Annotated in this window: 9 protein-coding genes; 7 read left to right on the forward strand and 2 right to left on the reverse strand. The window is 46.7% G+C overall.

Going from position 1 to position 11990, the window contains the following annotated elements:
• Nucleotides 1–8: 8 nt before the first annotated feature.
• Nucleotides 9–512 carry a molybdopterin-binding protein gene (locus BM058_RS02665; RefSeq protein ID WP_090925482.1) on the reverse strand — a complete coding sequence of 168 codons (504 nt, stop codon included), beginning with the start codon at nt 510–512 and terminating at the stop codon, nt 9–11.
• Between the two features lie 135 nt (nt 513–647).
• On the opposite strand from BM058_RS02665, the gene glsA reads away from it, so the two are divergent.
• From glsA to BM058_RS02690, 5 genes are all read left to right on the forward strand, one after another.
• Nucleotides 648–1589, forward strand: a complete 942-nt coding sequence (glsA, locus tag BM058_RS02670) for a glutaminase A (RefSeq protein WP_090925483.1) — start codon at nt 648–650, stop codon at nt 1587–1589.
• A gap of 122 nt (nt 1590–1711) precedes the next feature.
• Nucleotides 1712–1996: a YlaN family protein gene (locus tag BM058_RS02675; RefSeq protein ID WP_090925484.1), complete on the forward strand. Its 285-nt coding sequence runs from the start codon at nt 1712–1714 to the stop codon at nt 1994–1996.
• A gap of 244 nt (nt 1997–2240) precedes the next feature.
• A complete protein-coding gene (pyc, locus tag BM058_RS02680; RefSeq protein WP_090925485.1) occupies nt 2241–5690 on the forward strand; it encodes a pyruvate carboxylase in 3450 nt (1149 codons plus the stop codon).
• 163 nt (nt 5691–5853) lie between these two features.
• Nucleotides 5854–7281 (forward strand): cryptochrome/photolyase family protein, encoded by a 1428-nt coding sequence (locus tag BM058_RS02685; RefSeq protein ID WP_177195400.1) that lies wholly within the window; start codon nt 5854–5856, stop codon nt 7279–7281.
• On the forward strand, nt 7278–8450 hold the full coding sequence (locus BM058_RS02690) for a GNAT family N-acetyltransferase (protein WP_090925487.1): 1173 nt from the start codon (nt 7278–7280) through the stop codon (nt 8448–8450). Before BM058_RS02685 ends, BM058_RS02690 begins: the two co-directional genes overlap by 4 nt.
• A 69-nt stretch (nt 8451–8519) precedes the next feature.
• On the opposite strand, the gene BM058_RS02695 is transcribed toward BM058_RS02690, so the two are convergent.
• A complete protein-coding gene (locus tag BM058_RS02695; protein ID WP_322787868.1) occupies nt 8520–9431 on the reverse strand; it encodes a COX15/CtaA family protein in 912 nt (303 codons plus the stop codon).
• Between the two features lie 347 nt (nt 9432–9778).
• Between BM058_RS02695 and cyoE the strand changes: the two genes are divergently transcribed.
• Nucleotides 9779–10705, forward strand: coding sequence for a heme o synthase (gene cyoE / locus BM058_RS02700; RefSeq protein WP_090925488.1), 927 nt, complete (start codon nt 9779–9781; stop codon nt 10703–10705).
• A gap of 91 nt (nt 10706–10796) precedes the next feature.
• The gene (gene coxB / locus BM058_RS02705) at nt 10797–11981 is read left to right on the forward strand and encodes a cytochrome c oxidase subunit II (RefSeq protein WP_090925489.1); all 1185 of its coding nucleotides are present in this window, start codon (nt 10797–10799) and stop codon (nt 11979–11981) included.
• Nucleotides 11982–11990 lie beyond the last annotated feature (9 nt).

Genomic DNA, 11990 nt, shown 5'->3' on the forward strand with positions numbered 1-11990 from the left:
CGCTCCTTTTATTCAATTCTGAGCCCTGTCACATACGTGATGGGGTTTTCCTTATTGCTCCCATCCCCGTAATAAAGATGAATGGGTCCTGTCTCTTTCAAAGGCTCCCCGTTTTCCGAAAAACCAGCTACCATGTGAAAGGCGTCTTCAAGCGCCACTTTATATTCATCTCCGCCGGCCGTTTCGATCATGACCCGTGAAGCTGAATTATCCGGTCCGGCATTTCCAATGAATGATCCGAAGGGAATGCCGAATGTTCCGTGAATCAGCTGTTCTTTTTTGGAACGTACTTCATTCGTTCGTGTCTTGGTTGGAGCTTCGACTCCCTTTGTTATATCCTTGTCGAATTGTTCGGAGACAGATTTTTTATAGGCCTCCCATTCTTCTTCCTTTCTTTTTTCCTCGCCTTCCCACGTGTTCAAGTCAATTTTTCTTTCGTCGAAAATCCAGACAGTGGGGTCAATTGTAATGGTATACTTAACATTTCCATGTATAAAAACAATAAAATCCAAAAAAACGTCCTCCTTGTCATTGTATCTTTCTTATCCTAACATATTTTTTTCGTTGTATGAGAGCAGACGGCTCGGTTCACACTATAGACATAAAAGGCAGGCAATGTGCACCATTTTTAGGAGTGTGAAAACACAATGGCTCTTTTCGTTCAGAAAGATACTCTAGCTTCATACATGAAAGTTGTACAGCCCGAAGCCGGCAAAGGGAGCGTTGCATCCTATATCCCTGCTTTGCAGCAGGCAGACCCGGATGCGTTCGGCTGTGCGGTTCATCAAGGGAAAGAAAAGGCAGAAGCAGGGGATACTGGTATTCGTTTCACGCTTCAAAGTGTCGCGAAAGTTATCAGTTTGGCGCTGGCATTAATGGATAGAGGGAGAGAAGAAGTTTTTTCCAGAGTGGGGATGGAACCCTCCGGCAACCCTTTTCACTCCATTCAGGCACTGGAAAAAGAAAAACCGGCCAAACCTTTAAATCCAATGATTAATGCAGGAGCCCTCGTAGTTGCAGATATGCTGCAGGAAAAAAGGCCGGATACAGCTGCGGATAGATTCGTCGGTTTGATTCAGCAGATAACCGCCAATCCTGATGTGGATATCTGCGCGGAGACAGCAGTATCCGAACGAAATCATTCCAATCTTAATCGAGCCCTCTGCTATTTTTTAAAAAGCCACAATGTACTGGAAAATGAAGTGGAAGAAGTGTTAAATACGTATATCAATCTGTGTTCTGTCAAAGTGAACAGTTGTGATCTGGCACGGATAGGAAGTGTCCTTGGTGCAGACGGACGGGATCCGGAAACCGGGGAGTATTTGATACCGTCCTGGACTGCTGAAATGGTAACGACTTTCATGGTGACGTGCGGCATGTATGACGCATCCGGTTCTTTTGCAATAAACGCCGGAATTCCATGCAAAAGCGGGGTGTCCGGGGCGCTTTTGGGCAGTCTTCCGGATGGCACAGGGATTGGTGTTTACAGCCCGCCGCTTGATTCACATGGTAATAGTGCCGCTGGGACGCGTCTTCTTGAAAGACTTTCATCCGATTTTCAACTGAGCATTTTTTCCGGGCGAGTATAAAGAAAGCAGTTTCCCCGCCGATTTTTCTAAATTTTTAAAGGGTTCTTTCCTGTGTTCTGTTGCATTTTTCTCCGGCAGTCGATATGATAGGTGACAGGAGTAAATGAACAGGAGGGATCACCTTGAGCGTTGAGGCGCAGACGGAACATAAAGAGAAAGCATATGCTCTGCTTAAAGCTGACGCAGAACGGATCCGAAAATTAATCGAAGTACAGATGGACAATCTCACACTGCCTCAGTGCCCTCTATACGAAGAGGTTCTGGATACGCAGATGTTTGGTCTTTCCCGTGAAATTGATTTTGCCATCCGCCTGAATTTGATAGATGAAGACACAGGAAAGCAGATATTATCAGAACTGGAGCGGAAACTGGCTGCCTTTCACGAAGCAGCACTTGCGGGGAAATAAGAAGAACCAGGCTATTCCAAGGAGTAGCTTGGTTCTTTTTTACCTCCCGGCTTTCCTTTTTTGAAAACGCATAATATGTTCTTCTTAAAGAAAACAGCCATCTTGATGGGGAATGCTGGAATACGCAATTTTTTGACAGATCTGCTGAAAGTGTTATGATAAAGTATATTTAGAATTGTCTGATTGAAAAAGATCTCCATCATGATGTAAATAATGGAGAGTAACTTTACCAAGGAGGAATTTGATGAACGGCCTGGGAAATATTCAAAAGGTAATGGTAGCCAACCGGGGTGAAATAGCCATCAGAATCTTCCGTGCGTGCACTGAATTACATATCCGCACGGTTGCTGTTTATTCACAGGAAGATACCGGTGCATTTCACCGTTATAAAGCAGATGAAGCTTATCTTGTCGGGGAAGGACAAAAGCCGATTGATGCCTATCTTGATATTGAAAGTATCATAGAGACAGCGAAGGCGACGAACGTTGACGCTATCCACCCCGGCTACGGTTTTCTGTCAGAAAATCTTGAGTTTGCCGAGCGGTGTAAAGAAGAGGGCATTATATTTATCGGCCCCGGCACAGAACATCTTCATATGTTTGGAGATAAAGTGCGTGCAAGAGAGACCGCGATTGAAGCTGGAATACCGGTAATCCCGGGAAGCGACGGTCCTGTATCAGGGCTGGACGAAGTAAAACAGTTTGCCGACAAGCACGGCTACCCGTTTATTATCAAAGCATCTCTCGGCGGAGGCGGACGAGGAATGAGAATTGTCCGCAGCGGGGAAGCGCTTGAAGACTCGTATGACCGCGCGAAATCTGAAGCGAAATCAGCTTTTGGCAGCGATATCGTCTACGTCGAAAAATTTATTGAAAATCCAAAGCATATTGAAGTTCAGATTCTTGGTGACCACGATGGCAATATTGTTCACCTTTATGAGCGGGATTGTTCCGTACAGCGCCGCCACCAAAAAGTGGTGGAAGTTGCACCGAGTGTCGCGCTCAGTGAAGAACTGCGGGAGAATATCAGTGCCGCAGCTGTAAAACTCGCCGAAAACATCAATTACTACAATGCAGGTACAGTGGAGTTTCTTGTTAACGAAAAAGAAGAATTTTTCTTCATTGAAGTAAACCCGCGGGTACAGGTGGAGCATACGATTACGGAATTGGTTACCGGCGTGGACATTGTTCAGTCCCAGCTTTATATTGCGGCCGGGAAGTCCCTTCACGGAGAGGAACTTGCTATCCCCCGCCAAAAAGATATCCGCACCCACGGGTACGCTATACAATCCCGTGTCACCACGGAAGATCCGGCAAACAACTTCCTTCCTGATACAGGACGGATTAACGCCTACCGTTCAAGCGGTGGTTTCGGTGTGCGCCTTGATGCCGGAAACGGTTTTCAGGGAGCTGTGATCACCCCGCACTATGATTCACTTCTTGTGAAGGTATCAACGTGGGCCCTTAATTTTGAAGGTGCTGCGGCGAAGATGCTGCGTAACCTCCGCGAATTCCGAATCCGGGGTATTAAAACAAACATCGCGTTTCTTGAAAACGTCGTGCAGCATGAACAGTTTCTGGCCGGGACCTATGACACGTCCTTCATCGACTCTGCTCCGGAATTATTCGTCTTCCCGAAACGAAAAGACCGTGGAACGAAGATGCTTTCCTTTATCGGAGAGACCATTGTAAACGGTTATCCGGGCCTTGAAGATGCGAAAAAGCCGGTATTTGAACAACCTGAACTGCCTGAAATCAAAAAGAGCGAACCGTTTCCGGAAGGGGCAAAGCAGATTCTGGATCAAAAGGGACCTGAAGGACTTGCGGATTGGGTAAAAAATCAGAAAGAGGTTCTTCTGACTGATACGACATTCCGTGATGCGCACCAGTCGCTTCTGGCTACACGTTTCCGCACGAACGATCTGCAAAAAGCAGCAGAACCTACGGCACGCCTGCTTCCGAACCTTTTTTCCGAGGAAATGTGGGGCGGCGCAACATTCGATGTAGCCATGCGTTTTCTGCACGAAGATCCATGGGAGCGGCTCCTGACTCTCCGCGAAAAAATGCCGAACGTTCTTATGCAGATGCTTCTGCGTTCGTCCAATGCGGTCGGCTACAAAAACTACCCGGACAATGTCATCAGGGAATTTGTTGAAAAATCTGCAACGGCCGGTATCGATGTGTTCCGGATATTTGATTCTCTTAACTGGGTGGAAGGCATGCGCCTGACTATTAACGAAGTACGGGAGCAGAATAAGATTGCTGAAGCGGCGATGTGCTACACCGGTGATATTCTTGAGCCTAAACGGGACAAGTATGATCTGAAATATTATAAAGGGCTTGCGAAAGAGCTTGAACAAGCCGGTGCCCACATGCTCGGCATTAAAGACATGGCCGGTCTCCTGAAACCGGAAGCTGCTTATCAGCTGATCTCAGAACTCAAAGAGACGATTGATATCCCGATTCATCTCCACACACATGACACAAGCGGCAACGGAATCTTCTCCTATGCCCGGGCCATTGAAGCCGGTGTCGATGTTGTGGACGTGGCAGTTAGTTCGATGGCCGGGCTTACATCACAGCCTAGTGCCAACAGCCTGTATTATGCGTTGAAAGGAAGTCCGCGCCAGCCGCAGGTGGATATCAAGGCACTGGAAGAACTGAGTCAGTACTGGGACTATACCCGTAAGTATTATCAAGGATTTGAAAGCGGCATGAACGCACCTCACACAGAAGTGTATGAACACGAAATGCCCGGCGGCCAGTACAGCAATCTCCAGCAGCAGGCGAAAGCCGTCGGGCTGCAGGGCCGCTGGAATGAAGTGAAGAAAATGTACCGCCGTGTGAACGATATGTTCGGGGATATTGTCAAAGTAACACCTTCTTCCAAGGTGGTTGGAGACATGGCGCTGTATATGGTTCAAAATGACCTGACAGAAGATGATATTTACGAAAAAGGAGAGAACCTTGACTTCCCGGATTCCGTGGTGGAACTGTTCCAGGGTTACCTCGGCCAGCCGTATCAAGGCTTTCCAAAAGAACTGCAGCGTATCATTTTGAAAGGCCGTCAGCCGATTACCAACCGCCCGGGTGAAAACATGGAGCCGGTAAACTTCAATGAAATCAAAGAAGACCTGTACCATAAACTGGACCGGCAGGTAACGAGCCATGACATGATTTCGTACGCCCTTTATCCGAAGGTGTACATGGACTTCGAGAAATTCCGCCAGCAGTTCGGCGACGTTTCGGTACTTGATACGCCGACGTTCTTTTACGGGCTGCGTCTTGGTGAGGAGATCGAAGTAGAAATCGAGCAGGGAAAAACCTTGATTGTAAAACTCATTTCTATTTCAAGGCCGCACGATGACGGCAACCGTATCGTTTACTTTGAACTGAACGGCCAGCCCCGTGAAGTCATGATAAAGGATCAAAATGCAGACACAACAGGCGCCGAACGTCCGAAGGTGGATAAATCAGACGAGAATCAGATCGGTGCATCAATGCCTGGTACGGTAGTGAAAAAACTAGTGGGTAAAGGGGAAAAAGTGAAAAAAGGCGACCATCTTATGATTACAGAAGCAATGAAGATGGAAACGACTGTTCAAGCCCCGTTTGATGCTGAAATTAAAAATGTGTACGTTACAGACGGAGACACGATTGAGACTGGTGATCTGCTGATTTACCTGGAGAAATAAAAGAACAGGTACAGCTTTTCCCTCTAAAGATCCCGAAATTAATTTCGGGATCTTTTTTCCGGAAAAGCTCGGTTTTCTCAGTTATTTGTCAGCTGAAACGGGGAATAAGATGTAGATGAAAAACAGCATAATACATCGACCGGTTAAAGGAGTTATAAAAGATATGAATGCTCTATGGTTCAGAAGAGATCTGCGTTTAACAGACAATTACGCTATGTATGCTCTGGAAAATGAACTGGAGTATGATAAGAAGGCGGACTGGTTTGCTTTCTATCATGTAGATCCGGTATTTCTTGAAGAAAAATGTCTGCATCATCACTACTTTTTTCAGCAGGTGAGAGCATTTGAACGAGAATGCAGGGAGAAAGGAATTACTCTTCATTTTATCTACGGCAGCCGCCCGTTTCAGACCCTGCTTTCTGCCGTTCCTGAATTGTCCGCTGTATACTTCAATGAAGATGAAGCAGCTTGGGAAGCAGAACGGGACAAAGCTATTCAGGATTACCTGCACGAAAACGGGGTGCAGACCTATGCCTATCCTGATGCTCATTTTCACCACTCCGGGGATGTCATGAAAAAAGATGGATCTCCGTATAAGATATTCACCCCTTATTTCAGAGCGTGGCAGATGCTTCCCAAGCCTCGTCCATACCCTTGCTGTCTGGAACGGTTTCAACAGCGGCAGGCGGATCCTGATCTTCAGGATACCCATGAACGAGCACTTCAGGAAATGGATACCTTTGATGCAGCAATGAATAGGGAAGCTTCGCCTATATCTGAATCCGAAGCTATTCAAAAGATGAATACGTTCATCCACGAAGACCTCTCCAATTATGAAAACAGCCGGGATATTCCAGCTGAAGAAGCGACCAGCCGGCTTTCTCCGTTAATTAAAACGGGAAGACTGTCGGTCCGCACCATTTACAGCGCTTTGGAGCCGTATGTGGAACAAGGGAGCTCTGCGGCACAAAAATACCTGGCCGAACTGGCCTGGAGAGATTTCTACAATATGATTCACGCGCATTTTCCCGATCTGAAAAAGAAGGAAATGAACGAAAAATATCGAAATATGCAGTGGGAGTATCAAGAAAACCAGTGGGAGAGATGGAAAAATGGCATGACTGGTTTTCCATTTGTAGATGCTGCGATGAGACAATTGAATTCGGAAGGATGGCTTCACAATCGGGGAAGAATGGCGGCAGCTTCTTTTCTCGTAAAGGACTATCATATAGACTGGAAACTTGGGGAGGATTATTTTCGCAGACAACTTATAGATTATGATCCATCATCCAACGCCGGAGGATGGCAGTGGACTGCTTCAACAGGCAGTGATGCGGCACCGTATTTTCGTGTTTTTTCTCCTGTGCGTCAAAGCAAAAGATTTGATCCGGATGGTATCTATATCAAAACCCATGTACCGGAGTTGAACCATGTCCCGGTGCGCTTCATTCATGAGCCATGGAAAATGGACGACGCTGCGGCGGAAAAAGCAGCATGCCTGCCGGGACATGATTATCCACTGCCCGATGTCACCCATAAGACTGCAGCACAACAAGCCATTGAAATGTTCAAAGGAGACAGGAACGTATGAAAATCAGAAAAATGAATGCCTCCCAGATGCGTCAGAGTCTCGAACTGGACCAATTTGCTTTTCAGTTCGAATTCACCAAGGATGAAAAAAAGAATCATGAGCGGATTATGAAACCGGAAAATACATGGGTTGCTGAAGAAGATGGCAGGCTTATGTCCAAACTCACCATTTTACCGATGGAAGTATATATAGGTGGGACTCTTATGCCCATGGGTGGAATATCAGGTGTTGCAACATGGCCGGAATCAAGACGGAACGGTCTTGTTCGAAAGCTGCTTGATTCCGCTCTGGAAGACATGAAAAGCCGAGGTCAGGTGGTATCCTTTTTGTATCCTTTCTCCATTCCGTTTTACCGTAAATTCGGCTGGGAGCTGTTTGCCGATGCAGTCACGTGGAAAATCAAAAAAGAACAGCTTCCGAATAGAGAAGAAATCATTACAGGGAAGATCAGACGGATCCCACCTGCCGAATGGCCGACACTTCAACGCATCTATCAGTCGTTTGCAACGTGTTATAACGGAATGATTAACCGGGATGAAACATGGTGGCGGTATACGGTGCTGAAAAAGAAAAAAGGACAGATTGCCGTTTTTTCGAACGATGCCGGGGAAGATAAAGGCTATATGATTTATCAAATTAAAAATAATCATATGAAAGTCCATGAATTTATAGCACTGGATGAAGAAGCAAGGGAACAGCTTTGGCGGTTTACTGCTAACCACGATTCCATGATTGAAGAAGCAGAAATGAAACCGGCAGTTCAGGACCCAAGTCGTTTCATGCTCCCGGATTCATCGATTGAAGAAAAGCGGGAAAGTTATTTTATGGCTCGTATTGTCGATATGAAACACTTTCTGCAATTATATCCTTTTCAGTTGGAAGAAGGACAGGAAATAACGTTTCAAATAAAGGATCCCGGTGCTTCTTGGAACAATGGGGTGTTCACTGTACGTAAGGATGGCTCCGGACAAGAAGTGGAGCACTTCCCAAGCGGCGGATCAGAAGATAGCTTGAAGATGGATATAAATACTGCAGCTGCTGTTTTTCTAGGCTATATTTCTGTGTCTGCCGCAGGGCGTATGGGTAAAATCAAAGGCTCCCGGGAAACAGCCGCATTACTTGATGCCGCTGTTACACCAGAATCCCCTTTTATCTATGACTTTTTCTAAAAGGAACCGAAAAGGGCCGGCTGCATGAGACAGCCGGCCCTTTTTACAAATATGCGTATAGTGGAGTGGTTAATAGCCGTTTCTTCTGGTAATGACCATTCCCATGTAGGAAAGAATGGTGAATAAAACGGTAATAGTCAGGGAGTGGACGAGAGCGGGTGGCAGATACGAATCAACGAAAAGAATCGAAATTCCGGCTCCTGCCTGGACGAGCACAAGCAAAAAGACAGCAATGCTTCCAAAAAAGAGGACAGGATACCTGCGGAAGCGGCGGATTGTCCAGATTAACAGTACAAGAAATAGTACTGCAAGCACCATAGCTGCAGCCCGGTGGATCATCTGAATGCTGAGTTGGTAAGCCAGTCCACTTCCCATGTCAGGTATAAAGCTGCCGTTACAAAGCGGAAAACCATTGCAGACATGTGTTGCGCCCGTATGTTTCACGTAAGCTCCGGTGTAAATAACGAGATAACTGTATACGAGCACCCCGAATAAATAATTGCGGTATGCCTTGGAAACCTGTACGTTGGTGACGCTTGATTTTCCATCTTCAAAAGCAAGAACAGTAAGCAGAGCCACCGCAGCAAAGGAAATGGTCGATATTCCAAAGTGAAGGGCCAGAACAATGTCATTGTTGCCCCATATCACAGCGCCGGCCCCCATAAAGCCCTGGAAAAGTATAAATAGTACAGCCATTAACGCCAGAAATTTGGTTTCCCGCAAATGACTTAGTTTTTTCCAGGACCATACTGCTAAAATAAATACAAACATTCCCATTAACCCCGACCACGCGCGGTGTGAGTATTCTATAATTGTTTCTTTTGCGGATGATTCGGGGATAAGCTGACCGTAACAAAGGGGCCATGTTGCCCCGCATCCTTCAGCAGATCCGGTCTTTGTAACAAGCGCTCCCTGCAGGAGGACAATCAGCATACCGATTGATGTTACAATACCAAATGTCTTCAAACCTTTATTCAACATATACACCTCCCCGTCATTTGACGGATGGATTCCACTTATCAATCGTACATTATCATCGTAATGAAAACGCGTGAAAAAAGTCAATTTCAGCGGGGTGAACAATTTGCAAACATTATAAAATGTGACCATCGTGTGAAACTTTTTAAACTAATGAAATCCCGGTGGCTGTAATCTGCATCAGCTGTGGTATACTATTGGGGGAAAAAGCAGAATTTCGATTCTCTAAGAAAGCGGGTATATGGTACAATTTGATTATTAGTGGTCCATGACTTAAAGTGCGCTGCAACAGGTTGTCTGCTTCGGGCTCGTATTGTTCCAGGCCGCCGGATGATAAGGGGGTGAAAGGTTTGGATGAATTCAATGCGGTTCCGCACGCAGCTGACAGCAAAAAAGGTTATTCAGAACAAACGCATCCTTCTTTGTGGAGGGACTATGCAAGTGCAGCCGGAATCCCGGCAGTGTGCTTTTACCTGGTTTTTGTTGCTGCATCAATGGTTATTGCTTCGAGCTACTCGGACTTCCCTCTTCTGCAGAACCTGCACATTCTGATTCTGACGCTGGCCGGTGCAGGACTGACTGCTGCCGGAAGCTTCATGTTAAATAACTACCTTGACCGGGATCTGGACGCGGTTATGAAACGGACGAAACATAGACCGGCCGCAGCGGGAAGAATAAAACCGGCACGAATGTTAACCTCGGGTTTGATGCAGGCAGCCCTGGGCATTATGATATTGGGATCTGTGGAGCCTGTATCCGCTGTAGCAGCGGCAGCCGGACTTGTCGTTTATATAGTGATTTACACTCTTTGGCTGAAAAGGGTTTCGACACTTCATGCCGCAGCTGGGGGGATAGCCGTCGCGGCAGCTCCGCTAATTGGCTGGGGCGCGGTAGATCCGGCCCTGCACTCTCATTCATGGCTGCTTTTTTGTATACTGTTTATGTGGTATCCGCCTCATTTTCTCGCGCTTGCCATACAGCGTGCGGAAGAATACCGGGCCGCAGGCATACCGGTTCTTCCGGCCCAAGCCGGGGACGCTGTAGTGAAACGGCAGATTGTTCTGTACGCTGCAGTGCTTCTTGCAGTTACTCTTTTTTTGCGTGAATTTGGAAGCGTTTATACGTTAACAGCCGCCTGTCTTGGGGCCGGGTGGCTGATTCCGGGAGCTGCAGGCTTTTTCCTGAAAAATAACACAGGATGGGCCCGTTATATGTTTGTTTATTCCTTTCCATATATGACGATATTATTTATAGTTATGGCTGTTGTTCATATGTGAAATACTACCGGCAGTTCACTGCATGCTGCTGTAGATGAGTAAATAAATTTGGTATTTCTTACTTCATTGGAAAGAGAGGTTTGATGATTCGATGAAAAGACATCTGGGATTACTGCGTCTTCTCCCGCTGACAGCGGTATTTATGCTGCTTGCCGGGTGCGGGGAAGAAAGATTGTCTGCGCTCGATCCTTACGGGCCGCAGGCAGAATGGATTCTCGACAACATGATTTTAAGCCTGTATGTCATGGCACTGGTCGTGATTGTTGTATTTGTTCTCTACTTTATTGCTGTATTTAAATTTCGGAAAAAACCGGGTGATGAGGAACTTCCAAAGCAGGTGGAGGGCAGTAAAGCACTTGAACTTACGTGGACGATCATACCTGTAATTCTGCTTGCCATACTCGCTGTTCCGACTATCTGGGGTACATATTATATGGCCGAAGAAGTGCCGGAAGCCGCCGGCTCCAGTGGGGAAGAATCCGGTGATGAAGAACAAAGCGGAGAAGGAGGGGACTCCGGGAACGGTGAAAGTTCTTCAGAAGAGTCTCCTCAAGGAGAAGATGCCCTCGTTATTGATGTTACAGGGCACCAGTTCTGGTGGCAGTTTGACTATCCGGACGGATTTTCGGCGGGCAATGAAGTGTATATCCCGACAAATGAAAAAGTCTGGTTTAATTTAACCGCCAGTGACGTTATCCACTCCTTCTGGGTTCCAGCTCTTGGAGGAAAAATCGACACCATTCCGGGTGTGGAAAACACCATGTGGCTGGAAGCAAACGAACCCGGTGTATATAAGGGGAAATGTGCCGAATTGTGCGGCCCGTCACACGCATTGATGGACTTTAAAGTCATTGCAATGGAACCGGAAGAGTATGAAGCCTGGGAAGCAGAAATGGCCTCAGGAAATGCTTCCGGCGGGCAGTCGTCCGAAGAAAGTGGATCAGAACAGGAAACGTCAGATAACGATTCCGGTGAAGGGGCATCCGCTGCATCAAACGGCAGACAGGCTTTTGAAGATCAAGGCTGTATAACCTGTCACGCAGTCGATGGACAGGGCACCGGCCAGGGACCGACGTTATCCAACTTCGGAGACCGTGAAAAAATTGCCAATATCCTCGAACCTACAGATGAAAACCTCGAGGATTGGATTCGTCATCCAGGTGATATCAAGCAGGGAAATAATATGCCGGCCTTTCCGGATATGAATGATGAAGATATGAACGCTATCGTTCAGTACCTTCAATCCCTTAGTGCAGAAGAAAATATGAATCAGTAATGAAAAGGG

The organism is Salibacterium qingdaonense, from assembly GCF_900114715.1.
GTDB classification, from domain to species: Bacteria; Bacillota; Bacilli; order Bacillales; family Marinococcaceae; genus Salibacterium; species Salibacterium qingdaonense.

Coding starts and splice junctions, on each gene's coding strand:
- BM058_RS02690 (WP_090925487.1), top strand. CDS start 7,278: ATGAAAATCAGAAAAATGAATGCCTCCCAGATGCGTCAGAGTCTCGAA.
- coxB (WP_090925489.1), top strand. CDS start 10,797: ATGAAAAGACATCTGGGATTACTGCGTCTTCTCCCGCTGACAGCGGTA.
- BM058_RS02695 (WP_322787868.1), bottom strand. CDS start 9,431: ATGTTGAATAAAGGTTTGAAGACATTTGGTATTGTAACATCAATCGGT.
- pyc (WP_090925485.1), top strand. CDS start 2,241: ATGAACGGCCTGGGAAATATTCAAAAGGTAATGGTAGCCAACCGGGGT.
- glsA (WP_090925483.1), top strand. CDS start 648: ATGGCTCTTTTCGTTCAGAAAGATACTCTAGCTTCATACATGAAAGTT.
- BM058_RS02685 (WP_177195400.1), top strand. CDS start 5,854: ATGAATGCTCTATGGTTCAGAAGAGATCTGCGTTTAACAGACAATTAC.